The sequence below is a fragment of the Bacillus sp. EB106-02-03-XG38 genome (genome assembly GCF_058792175.1).
Genome location: NZ_JBYTED010000002.1, coordinates 620,993 through 644,146 on the forward strand (window position 1 = coordinate 620,993; position 23,154 = coordinate 644,146).

Sequence of the window (23,154 nt, forward strand, 5' to 3'; positions counted from 1 at the left end):
GAGCTCATAACAGTGAAAAAAATAATCGTTCTTATTCTAAGCATAATTTTAATTGCAGCACTCATCTACTTTTTCTTCTTTAAAAACAGTAATGTAAATTCAATATCTGAAGAAGATATTGAGAAAAAAGATTTTTTGAAAGATAAACAAGCTGTCATATATCTCTCTTCGACTGCCGATCAAGATATGGATGGTAGAGGGATTAGTTATGCGATATTCATCGATAAAAATGAAAAAGCACATGGATATAAAATGAATGGTTTAGAACTCGGAGGAATAGGTGTATCTGATAACAAAAAAGAAATCGTACTAGAAAGTAAAGATAATATTAAATTTATTGGAGAAGATTTTAAAAATTTTAAAATGAAATACCAACATACAGGAGATCAAAGGGTATATTTAAAAAAACAAGGCTTATTTGTTAACATTTACAATTCAGGCAGTAACCCCACTACTGGTAATTATGATTCAAATGTAATCTATGGTAATCAAAAGCAAATTCATAAAGGAAATATCCCTCATTATCTTATTAGTTCTGGCGTTAATACAGATGAAGTTTTAGTTTTAACTCAAGATATAGATAAAAATGAGCATAGTTTAAAAAAATTACTATTTAATGATTCAACTATGCACCTTGAAGATATTACAACAATTAATCTTAATAAAAACATGTCGTATTCTAGTTACTCATCTATTTTAAGCGACTCAAATTTTTATTATACGATTTTAATTGAGAATGATAACTCAATTAAAGGCAAAGTATATTTATTACGCATTGATAAAAAATCATTAAAACAAGATTTAATTTTACTTTCTTCCGAAGAGAATTCCACAGCTTCCATACCATTTACAAAAAATAATTCCGCTTATCTACATAACAATGAATTATTCTTTATAAATGGACTAGGTGATGTCATAACTTTTAATACCGAAACAAATTCAGTCAATCTTAAATTTAAAATTGATTATCATATAACTGATGGCGTTAGATATAATGAACAAACATATTTTGAAAACGATCAATTATATGTATTACGTTATAATGAAAAGCAAGAAGATAAGTATTATATAGAAACATACTCTCTAACAACCGGTAAAAAAATTAAAACTACTAAAATTAAAGATATGGATCAAATTATTACATCTGTTAAAGGTGGTAAATCCATTTACGCCTATGATTTTAAAATTTTACATCCGAATAAATAATAAAAAAGCTCTGCTTTCCATAACAGAGCTTTTTTATTTTAACTCCTCCCACTTCGTCCACACTTCTCTCCCATTTATATGGTACATATTATCCTTTCGATCCATAAACCCGTACACAATAAACTCACGTCTAATCGTACAAAAATCATCGTGATACTGTTTTATAAAAGTATTCATTTCTTTTTCCGTATATTGATTTCCAGCGTTTAACTTGCTAATTAAATGCTCTAACAATACTAGTTTTTTCTTCTTTTGACCTGGAATCGATTTTAGACGGTCCTTTTTATCGAAAAAGTTACGAATCGTCGTTTCTCTGAATTTCATTTCATTTTCGGTCATTTTGTTATCCTCCTTCGGTTTTTAAATAATACAACTTTATTGTTTGTCCTTATTACTTTTCTTCATTCTTTTACTTACAACATCCATAAGGTAATATCCGCTAATTAGCACATAGTAAACTGCAAGTATCCCTAATGCATCTTTTATATTTATATATTTTCCTTTATGAAACAAGATAGGTGAAAGGGCGTAAACAAGAAAGATGATTAGCGGATTTAAGATAAAATAGTAAGTAAGATTTCCTTTCATCATATCAGCTCCTCTATATCTAGTTTTCTCTAAAAATTGTTGTAAATCCTTTTCTTTCGTTTAGACTGCAATCAGAAATTAAAAGCAAGAGCTCCAAGGACAAATTAATTGAGTCTCTGGAATAGCTGAATTAATACAGAAAATAAAAAATCTATTTTCTAAAACATTGGTGTTATTGCAAAGGACTTTTGTATTATTAATGTATAGTAAAAAATTTATAGGAGTATAAGTAAATAGAATACGAAATTGTTGATGACGAAAAAATCCCACGAAACATTCGTTTCCATTTATGAAGAGGTTCAAATTTCGAGTTAGTTTTAAATATAATGAATGGAGAATACATAATGGACAATTTATTTAATCAAATTGCAACTTTTTTTAACATATCATTACCTCAAGAAATGATGAATGCTTTCAAAAATCCAATCTATTTGCAGCACAAGAATGACTTTTTAATACGCTTATTATCCTTTGAAGAGGCCATGGAAGTGTATTTATACCTACATGAAGATGTTAATATTTCAGAAGTTTTCCCATTATGGACAGATGATAATTCCAATTATGTAGGTGTTTACATGTTAGGGCCACTAACAGGAAAAGTTTGTTTTATAGACCATGAGGAAATAGATTTATCTCCAGTATATCCTCATGTACAAACGATAATAAAAGCTCTATTAGAAAGTCCTGAAAGCGATTGGTATGAACTTCCAAGATATTATCCTTGTTCCAAAGAAAATACGGATAAACTGCAACTAAAGCAAGATGTACAAACCATTAATGAATTGAAAAACCTTCTTAAAAACGATGAATTAAATGAAGCTAAAAGAACTCAATATTTATTTTCAATTATGGCTTTAACTCCTCGCGCACAATTACATGAAATACTTCCCCTCTTGGACGACTCGGATATGTGGGTACAAGAGAGAGCCGCTGAAATTCTAGGTTTCCATAGATACGTGCCAGCTAGCGAAAAACTAAATTGGGTTAAAGAACATGGCCAACATAACGGGAAATTAGCAGCTGAATTAGCATTAAAAAGAATAGAAATGGAATGAAAGAACGAAAACAAAAAGTAACACTAACATAGTAGACTACCTATAGAAACGATAAGTTAAAAGAAAAAAGCACCGAAAAGGTGCTTTTTTCTACGCTTCAATCGATTGATTTTCAGCAATATTTCTAAATTGTCGTTTGTGCATCCAAGTTAAGGATGCAATCGTTCCAAGTGATAATACAACGATGAAAATCATGAGTACTCCTACGTTTTGCCACATGAAATTAAAGTCTCCACTTGATACGACTGCTTTCAATCCTGATACAGAGTATGTCATCGGTAACCAAGCATTGAACGGTTGTAAAAACTTCGGAATCAATTCTAGTGGGAATGTTCCAGCACTTGTTGTAAGCTGAATAATTAATGTGATGATAGCGATGAAACGCCCTGCATCACCAAATGCTGTTACTAAACATTGAATTAATGCGATAAAAGCTAAACTTGTAACGATGCTAAAGAGTATGAAATACGGAATACTTTGTACTTCTACACCTAATCCCAATAGTAATATAACATCCGCTACTATCGCTTGAATAATACCGACTGATAGTAACACGCCGAACTTACTAATAAACCAACTAAATCCTGATTTCGGAACGCCCACTGTATCACGTAATGGATATACGATTGATAATAGTAATGCCCCAACAAATAAACCGAGTGATAAGAAATACGGTGTAAATCCAGTTCCGTAGTTAGGAACTTCCGCCATTTTCTCCGTCTTCACTTTTACAGGACTTGCAAACATATCATACGTTTTATCCGTCCCTTTCACTTCACCAGTTTTCTCTGCCCCCTCGCCAAGTTTCTCAGCAAGTTCACCTGAACCATCATTTACTTTTACGAGGCCATCTGTTACTTTTCCAGATCCGTCTGCTAGTTTATTTACGCCGTCGATTAGCTGGGTTGAGCCAGTTGACATTTTATTTAGACCACCATTTAGATCGCCTAGGCCCGTTGTTACTTGATGAGATCCATCTGCTAATTGATTTACTCCACCTGCCATTTGGTTTGCTCCTACAGATAATGATCCTAAGCCTCCTGTTACTTGCTTTGAGCCATCTGCTAATTTGGATACTCCTACAGATAATGTTCCTAAACCACCTGTTACTTGGCTTGAGCCATCTGCTAATTGATTTACTCCACCTGCCATTTGGTTTGCTCCTGCAGATAGTGTTCCTAAGCCGCCTGTTACTTGGCTTGAGCCATCTGCTAATTGATTTACACCACCTGACATTTGATTTGCGCCTGCAGATAATGTGTCTAAGCCACCTGTTACTTTACCCGAACCATCTGCTAATTGATTTATCGCATCAATTAATTGACCGGATTCGTTTTTAAATTCATTTGCGCCTTCTTTAGCAGTATTTAACTTCGCACCAAACCCTTGAAACTTTTCAACAAACCCTTTTTGTGCATTGGATAATTGATCAATACCAACAGTTAAAGATTGTAATTCTGCTGGATTCGGTAATTTGCTTTGTCCATTACCTGTTTTTTGATTTATTTCACCTTTTAATTGTTTTACTTCTTCATTTAATTTATTTGTTCCACCTGCTACTCCAGCAGATTTTTGCTGAACTGTCGTTGTATTTTTTACGGCATTTGTTATGAATGGTTGTAACTGCTCTTGATATTCTTTCGGTAAACTTTCAATTTGCTTTTGTAAATCCGCTACATCTTGCGCTGCATTTTTTGCATCCCCTGCTGCTGATTGCGTAAGTTCATTTAACTGATTTACATTCGCCCCAGCACCATCTATTTTCTCATTTACTGTAATCAATATAGCAGGGTCTTTTGACTGCATTTCCTCTAAAGCTGCAGTAGATTTTTGTACGTTACTACTTAAATCTTGCAATCCCTTTTGAATCTCTTGAGACCATTTTTCTAATTGACTTTGCCCTTCAACAAGTTTTCCCATACCATTTGATAGGTCAGTTGTTCCTATTTTTAATTCACCGGATTTACTTACTAATTTGTTCAAACCCCCAGTCACTTTCTCAGATCCATCATGCAATTCATCAATTCCTTTTTGCATTTCACCTGTTTTGCTATTTAACGTATTTAAACCGTCTGTTACTTTTCCAGAGCCATCTACTAATTTTCCGATACCTGTTTGCATCTCACTTGTTTTACCATTCAACGTATTTAAACCGTTCGTTACTTTTCCTGACCCATCTACTAATTTTCCGATACCTGCATTGCTATTTAATACATGTAAACCATCTGTTACTTTTCCTGATCCGTCTACTAATTTCCCGATACCTATCTGCATTTCACCTGTTTTGCTATTTAGCGTATTTAAACCATTTGTCACTTTTCCGGATCCATCTTGTAACTTATTCGATCCATCTGCTAATTTCTGAACTCCATCCTTCATCTCTCCAGACTTCCCTTGAAGTGTATGAAGGCCGTCCGTCACTTTACTTGAACCATCATGTAGCTCACTTGATCCGTCGTGTAGTTTACTTGCTCCTTCGGCCCCATCTGCTAATCCTTTTGAGACGTCTTGAATGGAATCAAACATTTTCTCTGCATATGTTTTCGTTAACGTACTTGATACTTCACCTTTAATTTTTTCAATGGCTGTTCCGCCAATTTGTGAAGATAAGAAGTTTAAGCTTTCATTTGGGATATATTCTAAGTTTAATGGTTTTGGATCATCTTTTAATAACGTTGTAGCGTTACTTGAGAAGTCATCTGGAATGCGTACTAACATGTAATACTTTCTACCTTCCATTCCTTTTTTCGCTTCTTTTTCACTTACAAATTCCCATTTGAAACTTGTATTATCTTTTAAGTTATCAACGAGCCCTTTTCCGACTTCAATTGGTTTCCCATCAAATACTGCACCTTTATCTAAATTGACTACCGCCACTGGTAAATCATCTAACTGTTTATACGGATCCCAAAAAGCCCATAAAAACATACCTGCATATAAAATTGGTACGAATAAAACCGCTATAATTGGAATTAATATTTTTTTACTTTTTATAATTTCAGTAAACTCTTTACGAAGTAATTGATTCCATTTCATCTTTACTCCCCCTTTTCCGAATGACCAAATCGTTCATATGGTCATTTTCTCCCAAATAAAAAGGCTATACCTATTCATACATATGCCTTATCCCGAATTTATACTATGCAACTGTTCCTTACTATGAAGTGAATATTTTTATTATCCCCCCTAAATTAAATATATGACCATTTCGTTCAAGTGGTCACTTTTTATAATAATAAAAGGATTATCTTAGTTTGACAATCCTTTTAATAAATAAAGTTCGAATAATTCTGCGATTTTTTCTTTTTCTAACGGTTCATGATTTTTTTCCCAATCAAAAATAAGCGATACGTATAAGCGAAGCATAATAAATGCTGTAATTTCTGGATCACATTTGCTAATTTCACCTTTTTCAATCGCAATCTTTAAATACGATTGAATGACAGAAACGATTTCCACATCTACTTGTTGCATGACTTCTTGTACTTCTTTCGTTCCCATATCGCGCTCTTCTTGAATTAATTTAATCATGAGCTGATGTTCTTTTCTGAATTCTAATATGCTATATAATGCTCTATGTACATTTTCAAAAAATGAAACATCTGAACGAATTGCACTTTCTGCAACTTGCTTCATTTCTGTAATTAAATTAGAAATAATTTCACCAAATAGCTCTTCTTTATTTTTGAAAAAAGTATAAATCGTTCCTTTTCCTACATTCGCTAATTTCGCTACTTGATCCATCGTTGTTGCTTTATAACCGAACGCTGAAAAAGACTTTGTTGCAGCATCAATAATAGAACGTTTTCGATCTATCGCCACATCGTCACCTCCAAAAATGACCAATTGGATAATATAGTCAATCAGTACATCTTTGATATTACCACACGCTTACATTCTATACAAGTTCTCTTTTTTATTATTTCCAGTATAAAAAATTCCAGTCAAGTTATATATTACTGTCCATAGTTTATCAGAAGAAAAGAGAAAAGGAAAAGGTGTTCTTGAGATATACATCTTAAGAACACCTTTTTACTATTTCAACATAGAAAGCATAACCTTCTCTAACTCTTCCTTATTTACATTTTTATCAAATACTGCTTCTCCTTGACGCTCTACACTATGATTAATAATAACAATTTGATAGGCGCTATTGTTTCCTTTTGCAGGTACTATCATCTTCATCCCTTGTAAATTACTATCCGAGTTATGAGTCGCATAGTATATTTGATTACCTTCTAATTCGTACTGTTCTATATTTTCAGGCACTACAAACTGGTGACTAAATGGGTCTTTGCTTTCCCCAAAAACTTGTGATTGAGAAATTATATAATTTCCTTTTCCGTTCGTATATTCTAATTCAATAATTAATTCAGGTCTTCTCTTAATAAAATAATATACCTTTTCATCCTTCAGATTGTATCCTTTAATTGTGTAAGTTGGCTTCTTAATTTGAAAATCAACATGTTCCTGCGCTTCCTTCACCGTATAATTTAAAGATTCATGCACTTTGTCATCAAATGGTTTTGCTTGATCATAAAGTGCATATAATTTGTCACGATCGGCTTTTGATAAACGCTCTTCTCTAAAAAATGTTGACTCGTAGTCAGAATCTCTCGGAGCCCCTTTTTTCTGTATATTAATAATTTCTTTAGATAATTTTATGTACTGTTGGAATTCATCTTTTGTTAAAGACTTTTCAGCTAAATATATATAATCTGTCTTTTGTTCATACACTCTTGCTGAATAATGATATTCTTTTTTCGCATTTTCTTCTGTACCATACAGCATATCTACAGCATTTTGGAAAGCATCCTTTGACTGCTCTACCTGACCCTTTTGTTTTTCTTTCCCTTCCGTTGTACGTGCGTTGAATAAAGAAAGGGATGCAATAGCAACTATGACAATAACTCCAAGTAAAGAAAGACGATACGATTTCTTTTGGAACTTTTTAATCATAACGATTCTCCTTTTTAGTGTTCGTTTATTTCTACTTAAATTGGCTAGGCTTGGTACTTGATAGGAATAATGTTCTAAAAGGGTAATGATGGTATGACCGTATGCAATTTGCTCCTCTTTATCTATAAACGTAAGCGCATATGCGTCACAGGCTAATTCTTGATCTTCTCGCATACAGAAATAGGCGTACCAAAGAATCGGATTGAACCAATTTAATAGGATTAAACTGTACATAATCCAATTTACAGCTACATCACTTCTTTTAATATGAGCTAACTCATGGTAAAAGACATATTGTAATTGTTGCTCATTTAATACTTTCATATGTTTTTTTGATAGTAATACTTTCGGGCGAAAGAAACTAAAAACAGTTGGACTCGCAATCTTTCCTGCAAGACGTAATGAAACTGCCTTCTTCATTTTCATAGACTGCTTACAGCGATTAAACACTGTAACGACTTGTTCATCCGTAATATCTGGTTGTTTCTTTATGTAAGAATATAAACGTCTATTTGTAATAAACGTGATGACTGCTAATACGATTACTCCAGCTAACCAAACATATAGAGCGATTTTGTATAAAGAAAGTGTAGTCTGTTGTTCCGCACTCGCGTTTACTTCAGGTTCACTATTTTTGATCACAGTTTCAGAATTTGTTTCTAATTCTACTGTCTGTTTTATCTCGTTATTCACTGTATTCTCAAGGGAAGATATATTTTTTTGAATCACTTCCGACACACTAGAACTATAAGAAAGTAATGAATAAATACTATAAGAGCTATCTGGTGACCACGGTAAAAGGAGTCGTATCATTAGTACGATCCACAGCATATATTGCCACCGGGGTGTTAACTTATTTCTAAATAGCACTTTTATACATAAAATAAATCCAACTAATATACTGGCCATAAGTGACGTTTCTATAAGCCAATCAAAAAAATGAGGAAGGTATACATTTATAAGCATGTCTATCATCGTTATCTATCCTTCCTCTTATTCTCCTCTGTCTTTTCATCTAAAATGCGTTTCAGTTCATTAATATCATCTGAAGACAATTTTTCCTCTTTTAAGAAATTAACAAGTAATGGCTTGAACGCTGCGCCGCAAAAACGCTTTAGCAAAGATTTCGTTTCAACTTGTAAATAATTATCTTGTGATACTAACGGATAATAAGCATACATACGCCCTTTATCTTGATGGTAAGAAACGGCTTCCTTTTGTACTAACCGATTAATTAATGTACGGATTGTTTTCGGTTTCCAGTCCATTGGATCTTCTAGTTCTTCTATAATTTCATTCGCTGTTTGTGGAGAATTAGACCAAAGTACTTTCATAATTTCTAATTCCGCTTCAGATATTTTAGGTAATTGATTTGTCATAATATATTTCACTCCTTAGTATTACATTTGTAATCTACAATTAAGATTACAAATGTAATACTAAATTGTCAACCATATTTTAGAAAATATAATTTCTGTTAAACCTTACTTAACAACAACAAATTTTCCTTTTTTCAAATAATCAAATAAAAAAACAAGAAAATCTTTACATTTAATAGTAATATAGAAAATAGACAAGTTTATCAAAACAGTGGAGGCTTTTTCAGTCATGATGCGTGCGCTTCGTTTAAATATAAAGCAAGCTTTTTGTAGTCGTATTTCTTTAATTATGATGTTTAGTGGATTCGTTCTTATTTGTATTTATCACTATTATTATGTACTTCGTTATTTAGGAGACGCAGCGAATGGTCCCCTATCAACAGATATAAAATGGATCGGATTTCGCGACAATGAAATGGATGTTTATTTATTATTAATGCCCGTTATTGCGAGTTTCCCCTTTAGCACAAGCTACAATTCGGATAAATCAGATGGTTTTAAACCGTTCGTGAGTAAAGGGATTTCTATATTTCCTTATTCAGTAACGAAATATATCGTTACGTTTTTTTGTGGAGGATTTCTTTATACACTTCCATTCATCTTATCGTTATTATTTTGCAAATTAACCATTCCAGACGGAACACCTACGATTGGTTCAGGCATCATCAATGCTGATGGAATGTTCGCAAACCTATATTTTGATGCGCCTCTCGCTTACATTACTGTATATATCGGAATTAATTTTTTATTTGCAGGTTTAATGGCTCTTTTAGGACTTGCTGCATCTGTATGGTCACAAAAGGACTATATGGCGATTCTCTTTCCATTCGCAGTTGCCTCCATTCCGTACGTCCTGCTAAATACAATACTTCCTTCAATAGGCGGAGCACCTATTCATTTATATGATCCGAAACAACCATTGCAAGGCATGTCGCCATATATTTTAACAATGCAATGTACTTTCTTCCTTCTCGTTAGCTTATTTATGTATATACAAGGAGTAAAGCGAGATAGCAAAAAATATAGAAGAAGACTGCAAAAAAGAGATCGATGTAGAAAAGCATTTCAAGCAATTTCAGACTAAATCATTGAACGAATAAGAGCGTAATTCCCTAAGTTAGCTTAGAGAATTACGCTCTTATTATCATTACTCATATAATCATCCCCCCCTTTACGGCGTACCTGCCAATCCCCATAAAATAACGACTACCGCAAAGTAAATCGCTTTAATACCTACAACTAAACATAATGAAATAATTGCATATTTACTTAATTCTCTCCTTGCACCTATTAAAGTAAAAATCACTGCCAAACTAAACGTTACATAGGACGATGCTGTATGTATTAAGTTATACGTAATATCCAAATTTTGAGTAAGTCCTGTTACCTCAGCTACAAATTGGAGCATGACGATTGTACTAAAAAAAATCGCAAGCTGATTTATTAATTTTCCATTTAACCATGCTTGCATTTTTAACCTCCTCGTTATAAAAAACTGAATTTTTAATTAATTTTAACAAAAAAAGAACGCTCAGTATATTTCTAAGCGTTCTTTTACAACGATTTAAGAAGCTTTCTTCAAATCAATTTGAGCAAGTACTGGGTCGTGGTCACTTACACGTCCATGTTCTTTCATAATGTTTGAGTTTAAATGTACTGGATCTACAATTGTGTATGGTGCGATGTTGTTTGTTACTAAAATATGATCTAACACTTGTGCATTTCCTTCATGAATGTACGTGTAGCGGTTCTCTTTCGGCACTGTGTTTAACATATTTTTCAAGATTGTTCCTTCTAGTGTTTTTAGTGGTTTAGCGAACTCAAAATCGTTCATATCCCCTAACACAACAACGGGTGCATTCGTGTTCTTTTTCTGAATACCTTGTACGAAATTGTTTACTTCTTGTGCTAATTGAACTCGTTTTTCTTCACTCTTTAATACAAGCGGCTGCACTTTTCCAAATGGCGTTGCATCTCCTATTTTTGAGTTTAAGTGATTGGCAACGACAACAACGTTTTGTCCTTGGAACGTAAATTCTGTCGCAAGTGGTTTACGTGTACTTTCAAATAATGGGTTTTCGTCCCCAATGCGAACAACATTTTTATCAAGTAACTTCGGTACTGCTGCTAATTTCACGCGTGATGGATTGTAGAAGAATCCGACGCGAATATTCGCTCCTGGTGCTCCTCCGTCTAGATTATTGTTCGGAGCAATTTCTACATACTCATACTTTGGCCCGCGAATTTCTAGCACTGCATCAATGATACGTTTTGCACTTAATGAAGCATCTGTTGTACCGTCATTAATTGATCCATTATTATCTTGCATTTCCTCTACACCGATAATATCTGGCATTTTTAAATTGTATTTAATAGAATACGCTAACGCTTTTACTTTTTCATCTGTTGTTTCTTTTTTATTCGCCGAGAAGTTTTCAATGTTATATGTAGCAACAGTTAACTTATCAAGACGAGGCTGAATATTTGCGCCTACTTGCTTAAATCCACCGTCCACTACAGTTGGTAATTCCGTTATTGGTGAAATACGGAACGAACCGTAATCATATCCGACTACCCCTTTTATATCTCCAGTGAAAGTATCTCCTACTTTCGCTACATAATCACGAGGTACTTTTACAGAAAGGCGTTCTGGGTTTAATTGATTTTCATCTAATACAGGTGTGCCATATTTCGTTACAACTTTATTTCCGCCATTTTTCACTGTTACATATAAATTCCCGTTTTTCTGAGGTGCAATAATTTTTGGCGTTGGCATCGTAACGCGCATACCTTCTATACTTTCATAAAAGTCGATTGCATCTTCGTTTGGATCAAATAAACCGAATGCATCATTATCGATAATTTGATCAGGGATTTTCACACCGTTTTCTCCAAGTACGATTGGTGCTGGTAAAGGTTGATCTTTTGCGATTACAGCAACGCGGCTCGCTTTAATTTCAGTCGTCGTTAAGTCTGTATCAAACCTTTCTGCGTATCCAGGACCAACATATTCTTCTACTTCTCCATCAACTTGAATAAGATCTCCTACTACTACATTCGCATCTTTTTTGTACACATACATACCTTCTGAAGTAGTTAGATCATTATCCGGCTGATTATCTTCTATATAAAAACCATTTTTATCAAGCGCTGTTACAACGCCTTCCACATTGTATACTTTCTTCCCTTTGTAAGGAGAAATATGTGATTTTCCTTGAATATCATGAATACGAACTTGTTCATTGTTTACGATAGTAAATGAAAATGTTGAAATTGCTGAAGAAGTAAGCCCTTCTTTCTCTGCAATTGCTTTAATTACACTATTTTCATCCACCACAATTTGTCCGTTATAACGAACACTCTTATTTGTAGGATTAGAGCCATCTAACGTATAGTAGATTGTTGCTCCTTCTGTATTCGTCGTTAAAGTTACCGCTGTTCCTTTCGCAACTTCTCCGCTACCAGGTGAAGCTACTACATCGCTAACACGGTTTTGTCCTTCCCCTTGAAACTTATGAGCTGTTACCGATTTTAAACCTGGGCTACTAAAATATAATTCAAGCGTTCCTGTTAAACTAACTTTCTTCCCGATATTTTCAGGATGATCTTTCACGTTTACTGCCGCTCTCACATCGCCTTTTGGCAACTGAACAGGCATGATTTTGTCTGGATTCGTTTCATTTGGCGAATCCGCAATTGCTACGTTTGTATCATCAAACTTAGCCGGATCTTTCGTGTATTTAGAAGGACTTTGCGTATATCCAACGATATATCCTTCCACAATCCCCTTCGTTTTCCCTTGCTGCTTAAATACTTGAATTGCTTTTTCTACTGACATAGAAGTCGTTTCTTCTGCTTGTACTAAAGTTCCAGTAAATGAAAGCAATAGTATGAATGATAAAAAGACACTTAACAATTTCTTCACAGCCATTTTCCTCTCCCTATTTCATATTTTCTCAGCATTTCTATCATATCAAATGATTCGTTATATAGAATGATATTTCGACAAGTTTTACAAAAAATTTATTTAATTTACAAGCTTTCAAACTACAATACAAAATAATAATTTTACACCTTCTACGAATGCACTCTATAATGTTAGAGAGAGAAAACAGAAAATATCGAAAGTTTCTTGGCATGTAAAATGGATTCATTTGAATAGGAGTGATTGGATGGAAGTGCAAACAGAAACATACCGCGCAGCTATGAATGGAACATTAGAACGTCATTTTTCAGATATGATTGCCGTTATACCAACTAGAATTACAATTGAGCAGTTAAAACAGCGGCTAGAAACGATCTCTACTAAAGTTGATGAATTAAAAATTGTTTTTAGTGATGAGACAAGCCTTATTGTTGAGTTACATATGGATGAAACAGTCATACCGTATGAATTGCATATTGATGAGGCGAATGACCCAGAAGAATATAAAATGTACAATAGACAAGATGCTACAATCGTAGATCGTCATTTTGAAGATGCTGCTTATGGCACTGAAATTTTCACTCGTACGCTATTTGTTGGTGATGTGCTAGACTGCTTTTTCCAGCAGTTACAGTTTTTATGGAACCTCGCCCCAGATTTGTTATTTGTAATCGATTCAAGTGCCGCAATGAAAGTGATATCTAGAAGCTATATTGAATATCACGTTGAAAATGAATTATTACCTGACATTCCTGACTTGTACGTTATTCATTCTGTTTATGAAGACGATAAAGAGGGCGAGCCTACGCAATATTGGTTTCATACACATGGCCTTTTAAGAGCAGGCGTAACAGAAATAGAATTAATTATTCCAAATCGCATTTCTTCCTACTACGGCATTGGTGATCTCTTTCAAACATTCGCTAATAATGCCGTTGAGAATGGACAAGTCCCTATGAATGAGCCAATCGTTATCGCGCATAGTCAGCAAGGTTCTATATATACAGTAGCTGTTCCATGGGAAAAAGGATTATCTTATATTGGGCATAAAACAGGTATGGATCAATTATCTTCAATCGAGGATGAAGAAGTGAAGCTACAGCCAATTGATGCACACAATACATTCTTAGGCGGTATGGATGACCGAGATGAATACCATCAATCTCCATCTGTTCTCTTATTCCAATTTGATACTTCAGAAGAATATATTGAAAGCTTTTTCAAAGAACACGAGGAAGCTACAGGACTTATGTTCTATAAAACAAATAGTGAAACTGATCGTATGGCTTACAATGCGAAGAATACTTTCGGGTATTTCAGCAACATTTTTCACATTGAACAATCAAATGAAGATTTTCGTTTCCTTGCTAAATTTGGTGTATCCTACGAAGAGGGAAAAAGTGAACATATGTGGTTTGAAATGCAAAACATTACGGAAGATTTCATTCAAGGAATACTCATTAACGAACCATATTTTATAAAAGATATGAGTGAAGGAAATAGTTATCATTTAGATTTTGATAACTTAACAGAATGGGTTATTTATGCAGGAGATGCCGTTATAAAGCCAAATAACTTATATATGTTTATTGGTGAATAAGTAACAAAACGCCTTCAATATGATTGAAGGCGTTTCACTTTATTGTGCCATTAATTCCGTATCCTTTACTTTCTCCAGATGAGAAAGTACACACTTTGCGGCTTTCTCACCTTGACTAATACAGTCCGGAAGACCAGAACCAGCGTAAGAACTACCTGCCAAGTATATACCTGGCAACTCTTTTTCCATAAATGTTGTGAGTTTCTTCATTCGCTCGTTATGGCCTACTGTATATTGCGGCATTGCTTCTTTCCAGCGGCTTACGACTGTAAACTCTGGATCCTCTGTAATATCCATCGTCTTTCGTAAATCTTCTAGTACGAGCTGAATGAGTTCCTCTTCTGTTTGTTCTACAACTGCTTCATCACCAGGGCGTCCAACGTAACAACGAAGTAGCATTTTTCCTTCTGGCGTTGTATGTGGCCATTTTTTATGTGTCCACGTACATGCTGTAATGGTGTAATCACTATTTCGAGAGACGACAAACCCTGTGCCATCAATATCGCGCTGAATGGCTGATTGTGGGAAAGCCATTGCTACATTGGCGACTGATGTGGACGGGATGTTGCGAAAGAAACGAAACTGCTTGTACTGCGCAAACATAGATGGCAATACTTTATGTGATGTTGCCACTACGACCGCGTCTGCTTCTATTTCTTTTCCGTTACTAAGAATAATCGTATAACCATCACCCTGTTTTGCAATTTTTTCAATACGAGTACCTTTTATTATCGTACCTTCATGCATCTTCATTTCGAGAGATTCTACGATAGATTCTAAACCTGTTTTCACTGTTTGGAAGATTCCTTTTTTCGGTTCAGATGTCTCTTCTTTCGGAGCGAGCGTACGCATGCCGAGTGAAATACTGCGATGTTTTTGCTCGATTTGATACATTTGCGGGAATGTTGACATTAAGCTCATTTCATCAATATCCCCTGCATAAATACCCGATAGTAATGGTTCGATTAAATTTTCAACCACTTCGTTGCCGAGGCGATGTCTGAAAAAATGCCCGAGTGATTGGTCAGATACTGGTTTTGATCTTGGCATTAATAGATCAAAACCAGCTCTTAGTTTACCAATTGGGGAGAATAGCCCGGAAAATAGAAACGGCGTAATTTGCGTTGGAATTCCCATCATTGATCCGATCGGCATTTTATGTAACCGATTGTTTACGAGGATAAATGATTGACCGGCCTTATTATTTACAAGTTCATCGCCAAAACCTAATTCTTTCGCTAATGTAGCTGCACTTTCTTTTCGTGCTAAGAAAGAGTTCGGTCCTCGTTCAATTGTAAATCCATCTTTTCGAACGGTTTGAATTTTCCCGCCAAGTTTACCCGATGCTTCTATCAGTAATGTATCGATCGGCAAGTTCTTGTCACGAATATCTTTTTGTAAGTTATACATCGTTGTTAATCCTGTGATGCCACCGCCGATGATTACAACTTTTTTCCTCAAGCAGGCTCCCCCTTTCTTCTTACATTACAGATTCTTTTTTCTTTAATACAACGTCTGTTAAGCAATCAATAAATGCGTCCGATGCATTTGGCATTTCTGGACGATAATATTTCGCGCCAATTTCATCTGTTACAACTTTACACTCAAAGTCATTGTCATATAAAACTTCTAGATGTTCCGCAACAAATCCAACTGGTGCGTATACGAATGAAGTATAACCGTACTTTTCATTTAATTCTCTCGTTAAATCTTGTACATCTGGACCAATCCAAGGATCTGGTGTGTTTCCTGCACTTTGCCAACCTACTGCATAGTTTGCTACTTCAGCACCTCTTGCAATATAATCAGCTGTTTCATTTAATTGATCTGGATATGGATCGCCAAGTGCGATAATTTTTTCTGGTAAGCTATGTGCAGATACGATTAATACTGCTTTTTCACGTTCTGCTTCTGACATACCGTTATATATACCTTTCACTGCATCAACCCAGTACTGGATGAATTTCGGTTCTTTATACCAGCTATCAATGCCGTGAATTGTTAAGTTTCCAAGTTTCTCAGCTTCTTCTTGTGCTCGTCCTACATACGATTTCACGCTAAATGTAGAATAGTGCGGCGCCAGAACAAGTGCGATTGCATCTTGTATACCGTCGTTATGCATATCTTTCACCGCATCTTCAATGAACGGTTCAATATGTTTTAAGCCAAGATACATACGGTACTCTACTTCATCTTGTACTTCATTTAAACGCTTCTCTAACTTTTTAGCTTGCTCTAATGTAATAGTAGCTAAAGGAGAAATACCACCAATTGCACGGTAACGCTCTGTTAAATCTTCTAGCATTTCAGGACTTGGCTTTCTTCCTCTACGAATATGTGTATAGTAACGTTCAATATCTTCTTCTTTATATGGCGTCCCGTATGCCATTACAAGCAAACCAATTTTCTTTTTCATACAGCAATGCTCCTTTACTTCGCTAACTGCCCTTTAGAGTATTCATGAATAAATGTAGTTAAACGTTTTAATGTATCTGGATTTACTTCTGGGAATACACCGTGTCCTAAGTTAAAGATATAACCTGGCTGTTTCATCCCTTGATCTAAAATACCTTTTACATGTTCTTCAATAACAGACCATGGTGCAAGTAAGAATGAAGGGTCCATATTACCTTGTACCGCCTTATGAACGCCACGTGCGCGTGCTTCTTCGATCGGTAAGCGCCAATCTAAGCCTACTACATCAAGCGGTAAGTCGTGCCATTCATTTACTAAATGCGCAGCTCCTACGCCGTGCATAATCATTGGAACACCCATCGTACGAACTTCTGCAAAAATACGCTCCATTGCTGGTTTAATAAATACGCGGTAATCTGCTACATTTACTGTTCCAACCCAAGAATCGAAAATTTGAACTGCTTTTGCTCCTGCGTTAATTTGTGCTTTTAAATATGTAATAACCATATCTGCTAGCTTATCCATTAAAGCGAACCAAGCTTTCGGCTCTGCATACATGAACGCTTTCGTATTATGATAATTACGAGATGGACCGCCTTCAATCATATAGCTCGCTAATGTAAATGGAGCTCCTGAAAAACCGATTAACGGTACGTCTAACATTTCTGTCGTTAATAAACGAATCGTATCTAATATGTACGGTACGTCATCTTCTGGATTGATTTCCCCTAGCTTTTCTACGTCTTGTAAAGAACGGATTGGATTATCAATAACTGGACCAATACCTGATTTAATTTCTACGTCCACACCAATTGCAGGTAGTGGTGACATAATATCTTTATACAGAATTGCTGCGTCTACGTTATATTGATCAACTGGCAACTTTGTTACGTAAGCACATAACTCTGGATTGTGTGTAATTTCAAATAAAGAATACTTTTCTTTTATCTTTCTATATTCCGGCTGCGAACGACCTGCTTGACGCATATACCATGCTGGTACATAATCAGTACGTTCCCCCCTACATGCTTTTAAAAATGTCTCATTTATAGTTCTTACCAAGACCCTTGCTCCCTTCCTTACCAATGCTTCGAATACGTTCGATATTTATCTTTTTTTACTATACAGCTTGTAAAAACAAAATGCATAATATTATGTACGTTGTTCATTAAATTGACACAAACATCCTTAAAAACGCTTACTATTTTCACAACATTCTTATTATAACACAGAGAAAAACTATGGTTTAGCTACTTTTGACTTTTCTCCTTCGCGATTCGTTTGTGTGTTATATGGCACAACGTAAAAACTCGGTTTTGAAAAGATGTTCACGAACTTTTCTTCATATTCTCCGGCACCATTTACAGTACCTACATGCGTGTGAATTCCGTTTTCCACTCTATAAATACGATACATAATTCTATCATCAGGAAGTGGTGTCCAGCTTAATTTCGCTTTAAATAAACCGAAAGGGCTAAACGCTAATTTCATTTTCACATCTTCAATTTTGCGCAGACGAATCGGAGCACCGATTGTTTCCACACCTTCTGGCTTCCTAAACTGCTCTTTCTGTTCTACATTTGCCTTCGTTAAAATTTTCTTAAATAATTTCGTTGCTGATGCACTTTCTCCTTGTAACTGATGCTCTTTATCCGTACGGTCATAACCAATCCAAACAGCCCCTACTAAATTTGGCGTATAACCAACAAACCACATATCTCTCGCTCCATTATCGTCATTTGGTAAGGAAGTTGTGCCTGTTTTCCCAGCTAACGCCCCGTTATATACACCTGCTTTTGCTGTCCCTTCCTTTACAACTCCTTCAAGCATTTTCGTCATATACCAAGCCGTTTGTTTCGAGAAAATGTTCGTTTCTACTTTTGGCGATTCTCCAATAACTGCGCCGTGTCTATTTAACACTTTGTCAATAACGTGCGGCTCAATGATATCACCATTTGCTAAAAACGCACGATACATTTTCACAAGATCAAATGTTGAAACACCATTTTTCAATCCGCCAAGCGCTGTACTTAAACCAGCATCAGCAATATGAACATTACCTTTCTCTAAATATTGCTTTCCTTCTTCTACCCCTAATTCATTTAATAAAGATACTGCCGGTACGTTTGCTGATTCTAAAATTGCATCGTACATCGTCATTTCTTTCGTATATTGACGATTGTAATTGCGGGGTTCATACCCTTCAAAAGAAGTTCTTTCATTCTTTAATAAAGAATACGGATTATACTTTTTCGTTTCGAGTGCTGGCGCATAGACGATAAGTGGTTTTAGCACAGAACCGGGTTGTCTTTTTGCAAAAACTCGATTAAACCCTCTCGGGACGTACTTTCTTCCGCCAATTGCCGCTTTAATTCCGCCCGTACGATTATCCATTAATAAAAATGCACCTTGCGCTCCCTCTTCTTTACCAGGGAAATTCCTTGCATCTTGAAACTGGTTATATGCTACCTTTTGAATCTTTTCATCCATCGGTACGACAAACGTATATCCTCCGCGAAGTACTTCTTGATGAGACAATCCGTATAAACGTGCGGCTTCATCTATGACCATATCGACATACGGCATATATGCGAGCTCATTTTCGTCTAAGTTTTTATATAAAGCAATCGTCTTTCCTTGATAACGTACACTATCTTCGGCAGTCAAATAACCTTGTTTATGCATAAGTGACAATACGAGATCACGACGCTCCTTACTTTTCTCTGGGGAGAAATAAGGTGAATATCCGTTTGGCGACTTCGGAAGACCTGCAAGCATTGCGCCCTCTTCTACTGATAAATCTTCTACATTTTTATTAAAATACAACTTTGCTGCTGCTTGAATACCGTAAGCACCATGACCAAAATAAATATGATTCATATACATTTCAAGAATTTGTTGCTTCGTATACTTTTGCTCTAATTGAAGAGAAATTGCGACTTCCTTCAACTTGCGCGTAACTGTTTTTTCACGAGTTAAAAAGACGTTTTTCGCGAGTTGCTGCGTAATGGTACTACCGCCTTCAACCTTATCTCCAGCTAACGTATCTTTATAAAGAGCACGGAATATAGACGGATAATCAATTCCTTGATGCTCATAAAAACGAGAATCCTCTACTGCAACAAACGCCTGCTGCACGTATTTTGGAATTTGCTCGATTGGTACGAGGTCTCTATTTTCTACGTATAATTTCGTAATTTCTTTCCCTTTCTGGTCAACGATACGTGATGAAGAGTGGAAAACGAGCTGCTTTTCATCCATCATATAGCCACCAGCTAACACGATAAGTTTATAAAGTACAATCGCTAATAATAGCGTTGCTAACCCACCTAATAAAGTCCACTTTACTTTCTTCATACATCGGCCTTCTTTCCAAATGATGGTACATTTATTATTTGAAAAAGAAGTATCTTTATGTATATAATCTTCGAAGTTTTTTAAGAGAGTTGATATAATAGAAACAAATAATTAAAGGGGGCATTAAAATGAAGGCTATTATTTCATACGAAACACCTCTAGAACAAGCGCATTTCACTGCAAAAAATAATGAAAAAGATATGTTTTATAAAGAAAATACAGAAGAATCTGTAGAAGGTTCTCTTCAGTATGACGTACTAGACGCTGTTGGAGAATTTAAAGGACAACCTGGCTATATCGTTTGTAACAACATTTCTGTAACAGATGAAGGTCGCCCAGTATTTGAAAACCGTTTTAAAAACCGCGCAGGCCTTATTGAAAACGAACCAGGATTTCAAGCAATCCGCGTTCTACGCCCATTAAGTAACGATACATATGTCATCTTAACGATGTGGGAAACGGAGCAAAACTTTAAAGACTGGACAGAATCACGTTCATTCGAAAACGCTCATAAAAAACGCCCCACGCAAGCAGAAGGACAAGCTCCGGCTCAAGCGCATCCGCATGCGGAACAGCAGAAGAGTATTTTCTCTCGTCCGTCATTTGTGACTACTTTTGATGTGTTAGTTTAGAGGTTTTGTAGTCCGGAGTTGGCGGTACATGAAATTAATATCGGCGCAACTCAAATTATATCAGCGATTTTTCAGATATATCGACTTATCGACAAATCACGACACAAAAAAGGAAACACCCTCACGCACCGGTGTTTCCTTTTTCTTTATACCAATTATATATACGAAGCGCGCCTTCTTTTCGCATATGCTTCACTTTATATACATGCCCCGCTACTGATACGACAGCTGTACATAGCTCGTCTTTCTTTTGAAAATGCGACTGACTATATCCTACTGCTTGAACATGCCTTCTTCGCATGATCCCCGTATATTTCGCGATTCCTCGGTGCACCATGACTAACTGATTGTCTCGTATCATATATCCACCACTTTTATACCGAGCGTATGCCAGTAACGTAAATATGATAAATAGTGGTATAAGAGTGAATAACGCCATATTTTGCTTAAAATATATACTCGCGCCGGCAATGGGCACAGCAAGCACCGCACTTGTAATCCAGCCCATTATTACGTAACGGCGTAATGCAGCTTTCGGTAAATGAACGATTTCCTCTTCCGTTTCATATGGCAACTGCAAGTATGTAAGTAACTGCTGGACATCTTTCTTTTTCATAAAAGGATGTAACATCACTTCATTTCCAGCTGCTTCTATACTTTGAATAACTTCTACTTCAACAGAGCAATAACCGAAAGGCTGGCGGAGAATTCCTTCTTTCACAGTAATCGCTTGAATGCGGTGTAATTTTAAAACGAACTCTTTCTTATCAAATAACCCTTGTACGATGCGAACTTCATTTCCGTTTCGCTCTATTTTAAAGTTCGCATATTTTAACGCATAACCAGCTGTTGAAATGACCCACGAGACCGCCATTAAAATCGCGGCCATAACGATTAATTCATATACACCGTTATCCATTACATATGCTTCTACTTTATTGATAAGCCATTCTGGTAGAAATTGATTAAACTCTGTGTAAATAAGAAGTAAGCCAGAAAACACTAAGCCAAATCTACCAGATGTAATGGATGCTAATAAAATTTCTTTCGCTGTTAACTGATACACCGTCTCACTTTCTTCTACCGCAGGCGCCTCTTCAGTCACAATGCTTCTCTCTTTATGTAATAAAGAAATCAGTTCCTTCGCTTCACTTTCTCTAATGCCAGCTAACATCACTTCCGGTTCAGTACCGCCGCCAGCTACTTCTATGTTTAACTTCGTCAATCCAAGCACTTGATAAATGATGTTAGAAGACGTACTAATATTTTGCACACGGTCTTTATTTAAGTAACTTTCCTTCTTAACGAACACACCGTGCTTTATATGTACAATATTATTTTCAACCCAGTACACTTTGAAATACCATTTTATAGCTGAGAAAATAGCCATAATAAATATAATAAACAAGATGAAAAGATAAAAGACATACCAAGGTTTCACCTGTTCTTCAGGTTTAAACATAACAAGGATAATAAGTGGAAATAAACTCGAAATCCGAATACCTAATAAAATCGTGATTGGATGTTGCCTCTTATACATCCTCATCACTCACTTTCGCAAGTTCTCCAATTTGTCTTTTCAGCTGCTCTGCTTCTTCTTTCGTTAAGCCTGGAATACTATGAGAAGTTGCCGCTGTTGAAATATGTAATTCTGCTAAATTATACTTTCTCATAATCGGGCCCTGCTCAATCGTTACGTGCTGCACGCGCATCATCGGAATAAGTACGCGTTTCACAACGAACATTCCCTTTTGTATCTCAATCTCTTCTTCATTTAATCTGTAACTATAATAGCGTTGACGTAAATTTGGAAACACAAAATAATCAAGCGGGATAAATGTAATAGCGCCTGTTACTAACAAGCCAAACAACCAGCCCCACCAATTAAAATTGATCATAAAAAAGAAATATGCAATTACGACTGCTAATATAACTGCCGCCCCAATTAAAGCGTGAATCCTCCACACTTTCAGCATATTAGAATGAATTTCCCTTTCTAACGGCTGCATCTCATCACTCCAATTATATGAATGTATTA

Annotated in this window: 19 protein-coding genes; 5 read left to right on the forward strand and 14 right to left on the reverse strand. The window is 35.6% G+C overall.

Translation table 11 applies throughout. The features are described 5' to 3' along the window. Positions 1 to 12 precede the first annotated feature (12 nt). The gene (locus tag AC3WTI_RS12555; protein ID WP_087957666.1) at positions 13 to 1,206 is read left to right on the forward strand and encodes a YycP family beta-propeller protein; all 1,194 of its coding nucleotides are present in this window, start codon (positions 13 to 15) and stop codon (positions 1,204 to 1,206) included. A 33-nt stretch (positions 1,207 to 1,239) separates the two neighbouring features. Here AC3WTI_RS12555 and AC3WTI_RS12560 read toward each other — a convergent pair whose 3' ends face one another. Beyond that, positions 1,240 to 1,545 (reverse strand): DUF2087 domain-containing protein, encoded by a 306-nt coding sequence (locus AC3WTI_RS12560; protein WP_097840701.1) that lies wholly within the window; start codon positions 1,543 to 1,545, stop codon positions 1,240 to 1,242. A 36-nt stretch (positions 1,546 to 1,581) separates the two neighbouring features. Then, entirely contained in the window at positions 1,582 to 1,797 is a 216-nt protein-coding gene (locus AC3WTI_RS12565) for a hypothetical protein (RefSeq protein WP_087957664.1), read from the reverse strand. A gap of 341 nt (positions 1,798 to 2,138) precedes the next feature. On the opposite strand from AC3WTI_RS12565, the gene AC3WTI_RS12570 reads away from it, so the two are divergent. Further along, complete coding sequence (locus AC3WTI_RS12570) at positions 2,139 to 2,849, forward strand: hypothetical protein (protein ID WP_087957663.1); 711 nt, start codon at positions 2,139 to 2,141, stop codon at positions 2,847 to 2,849. A 90-nt stretch (positions 2,850 to 2,939) separates the two neighbouring features. On the opposite strand, the gene AC3WTI_RS12575 is transcribed toward AC3WTI_RS12570, so the two are convergent. From AC3WTI_RS12575 to AC3WTI_RS12590, 4 genes are all read right to left on the reverse strand, one after another. Then, on the reverse strand, positions 2,940 to 5,885 hold the full coding sequence (locus tag AC3WTI_RS12575) for a YhgE/Pip domain-containing protein (protein WP_144488382.1): 2,946 nt from the start codon (positions 5,883 to 5,885) through the stop codon (positions 2,940 to 2,942). A 213-nt stretch (positions 5,886 to 6,098) separates the two neighbouring features. After that, entirely contained in the window at positions 6,099 to 6,671 is a 573-nt protein-coding gene (locus AC3WTI_RS12580; protein WP_087957661.1) for a TetR/AcrR family transcriptional regulator, read from the reverse strand. A 213-nt stretch (positions 6,672 to 6,884) separates the two neighbouring features. Continuing rightward, a complete protein-coding gene (locus AC3WTI_RS12585; protein WP_144488381.1) occupies positions 6,885 to 8,783 on the reverse strand; it encodes a M56 family metallopeptidase in 1,899 nt (632 codons plus the stop codon). Positions 8,784 to 8,785: 2 nt separating this feature from the next. After that, positions 8,786 to 9,187 (reverse strand): BlaI/MecI/CopY family transcriptional regulator, encoded by a 402-nt coding sequence (locus AC3WTI_RS12590; RefSeq protein WP_087957659.1) that lies wholly within the window; start codon positions 9,185 to 9,187, stop codon positions 8,786 to 8,788. A gap of 229 nt (positions 9,188 to 9,416) precedes the next feature. Between AC3WTI_RS12590 and AC3WTI_RS12595 the strand changes: the two genes are divergently transcribed. Continuing rightward, the gene (locus AC3WTI_RS12595) at positions 9,417 to 10,271 is read left to right on the forward strand and encodes a hypothetical protein (protein WP_087957658.1); all 855 of its coding nucleotides are present in this window, start codon (positions 9,417 to 9,419) and stop codon (positions 10,269 to 10,271) included. 87 nt (positions 10,272 to 10,358) lie between these two features. On the opposite strand, the gene AC3WTI_RS12600 is transcribed toward AC3WTI_RS12595, so the two are convergent. Both AC3WTI_RS12600 and AC3WTI_RS12605 read right to left on the reverse strand, forming a co-directional pair. Then, entirely contained in the window at positions 10,359 to 10,658 is a 300-nt protein-coding gene (locus tag AC3WTI_RS12600; protein ID WP_142286613.1) for a hypothetical protein, read from the reverse strand. Between the two features lie 93 nt (positions 10,659 to 10,751). Further along, the gene (locus AC3WTI_RS12605; RefSeq protein WP_097840704.1) at positions 10,752 to 13,118 is read right to left on the reverse strand and encodes a DUF6359 domain-containing protein; all 2,367 of its coding nucleotides are present in this window, start codon (positions 13,116 to 13,118) and stop codon (positions 10,752 to 10,754) included. 241 nt (positions 13,119 to 13,359) lie between these two features. Between AC3WTI_RS12605 and AC3WTI_RS12610 the strand changes: the two genes are divergently transcribed. Continuing rightward, positions 13,360 to 14,712 carry a DUF4026 domain-containing protein gene (locus AC3WTI_RS12610; RefSeq protein ID WP_087957656.1) on the forward strand — a complete coding sequence of 451 codons (1,353 nt, stop codon included), beginning with the start codon at positions 13,360 to 13,362 and terminating at the stop codon, positions 14,710 to 14,712. Positions 14,713 to 14,751: 39 nt separating this feature from the next. Here the strand turns inward: AC3WTI_RS12610 and hemY are convergent, their stop codons facing one another. The 4 genes from hemY to AC3WTI_RS12630 all read right to left on the reverse strand — a co-directional run bounded on the left by hemY (position 14,752) and on the right by AC3WTI_RS12630 (position 20,484). Continuing rightward, entirely contained in the window at positions 14,752 to 16,173 is a 1,422-nt protein-coding gene (gene hemY / locus AC3WTI_RS12615; RefSeq protein ID WP_144488380.1) for a protoporphyrinogen oxidase, read from the reverse strand. Positions 16,174 to 16,192: 19 nt separating this feature from the next. Beyond that, positions 16,193 to 17,128 (reverse strand): ferrochelatase, encoded by a 936-nt coding sequence (hemH, locus tag AC3WTI_RS12620; RefSeq protein ID WP_087957654.1) that lies wholly within the window; start codon positions 17,126 to 17,128, stop codon positions 16,193 to 16,195. A gap of 14 nt (positions 17,129 to 17,142) precedes the next feature. Continuing rightward, the gene (gene hemE, locus AC3WTI_RS12625) at positions 17,143 to 18,189 is read right to left on the reverse strand and encodes a uroporphyrinogen decarboxylase (RefSeq protein WP_000252614.1); all 1,047 of its coding nucleotides are present in this window, start codon (positions 18,187 to 18,189) and stop codon (positions 17,143 to 17,145) included. A 177-nt stretch (positions 18,190 to 18,366) separates the two neighbouring features. Then, entirely contained in the window at positions 18,367 to 20,484 is a 2,118-nt protein-coding gene (locus AC3WTI_RS12630) for a transglycosylase domain-containing protein (RefSeq protein ID WP_097840706.1), read from the reverse strand. Positions 20,485 to 20,612: 128 nt separating this feature from the next. Here AC3WTI_RS12630 and hmoB point away from each other — a divergent pair, with 128 nt between their 5' ends. Continuing rightward, complete coding sequence (hmoB, locus tag AC3WTI_RS12635; protein WP_087957652.1) at positions 20,613 to 21,116, forward strand: heme-degrading monooxygenase HmoB; 504 nt, start codon at positions 20,613 to 20,615, stop codon at positions 21,114 to 21,116. A 121-nt stretch (positions 21,117 to 21,237) separates the two neighbouring features. On the opposite strand, the gene AC3WTI_RS12640 is transcribed toward hmoB, so the two are convergent. Both AC3WTI_RS12640 and AC3WTI_RS12645 read right to left on the reverse strand, forming a co-directional pair. Then, the gene (locus tag AC3WTI_RS12640; protein ID WP_087957651.1) at positions 21,238 to 22,656 is read right to left on the reverse strand and encodes a PH domain-containing protein; all 1,419 of its coding nucleotides are present in this window, start codon (positions 22,654 to 22,656) and stop codon (positions 21,238 to 21,240) included. Further along, a complete protein-coding gene (locus tag AC3WTI_RS12645; RefSeq protein WP_001182715.1) occupies positions 22,649 to 23,125 on the reverse strand; it encodes a PH domain-containing protein in 477 nt (158 codons plus the stop codon). The genes AC3WTI_RS12640 and AC3WTI_RS12645 overlap by 8 nt, the downstream gene beginning before the upstream one ends. Between the last annotated feature and the right edge of the window lie 29 nt (positions 23,126 to 23,154).

Excerpts from the sequence above, each read along its gene's own strand:
- AC3WTI_RS12575 (WP_144488382.1), bottom strand. The coding sequence starts at position 5,885 with ATGAAATGGAATCAATTACTTCGTAAAGAGTTTACTGAAATTATAAAA.
- AC3WTI_RS12605 (WP_097840704.1), bottom strand. The coding sequence starts at position 13,118 with ATGGCTGTGAAGAAATTGTTAAGTGTCTTTTTATCATTCATACTATTG.
- AC3WTI_RS12565 (WP_087957664.1), bottom strand. The coding sequence starts at position 1,797 with ATGATGAAAGGAAATCTTACTTACTATTTTATCTTAAATCCGCTAATC.
- AC3WTI_RS12595 (WP_087957658.1), top strand. The coding sequence starts at position 9,417 with ATGATGCGTGCGCTTCGTTTAAATATAAAGCAAGCTTTTTGTAGTCGT.
- AC3WTI_RS12640 (WP_087957651.1), bottom strand. The coding sequence starts at position 22,656 with ATGTATAAGAGGCAACATCCAATCACGATTTTATTAGGTATTCGGATT.
- AC3WTI_RS12590 (WP_087957659.1), bottom strand. The coding sequence starts at position 9,187 with ATGACAAATCAATTACCTAAAATATCTGAAGCGGAATTAGAAATTATG.
- AC3WTI_RS12600 (WP_142286613.1), bottom strand. The coding sequence starts at position 10,658 with ATGCAAGCATGGTTAAATGGAAAATTAATAAATCAGCTTGCGATTTTT.
- hmoB (WP_087957652.1), top strand. The coding sequence starts at position 20,613 with ATGAAGGCTATTATTTCATACGAAACACCTCTAGAACAAGCGCATTTC.
- AC3WTI_RS12645 (WP_001182715.1), bottom strand. The coding sequence starts at position 23,125 with ATGCAGCCGTTAGAAAGGGAAATTCATTCTAATATGCTGAAAGTGTGG.
- AC3WTI_RS12610 (WP_087957656.1), top strand. The coding sequence starts at position 13,360 with ATGGAAGTGCAAACAGAAACATACCGCGCAGCTATGAATGGAACATTA.
- AC3WTI_RS12630 (WP_097840706.1), bottom strand. The coding sequence starts at position 20,484 with ATGAAGAAAGTAAAGTGGACTTTATTAGGTGGGTTAGCAACGCTATTA.
- AC3WTI_RS12585 (WP_144488381.1), bottom strand. The coding sequence starts at position 8,783 with ATGATAGACATGCTTATAAATGTATACCTTCCTCATTTTTTTGATTGG.
- AC3WTI_RS12560 (WP_097840701.1), bottom strand. The coding sequence starts at position 1,545 with ATGACCGAAAATGAAATGAAATTCAGAGAAACGACGATTCGTAACTTT.
- hemH (WP_087957654.1), bottom strand. The coding sequence starts at position 17,128 with ATGAAAAAGAAAATTGGTTTGCTTGTAATGGCATACGGGACGCCATAT.
- AC3WTI_RS12570 (WP_087957663.1), top strand. The coding sequence starts at position 2,139 with ATGGACAATTTATTTAATCAAATTGCAACTTTTTTTAACATATCATTA.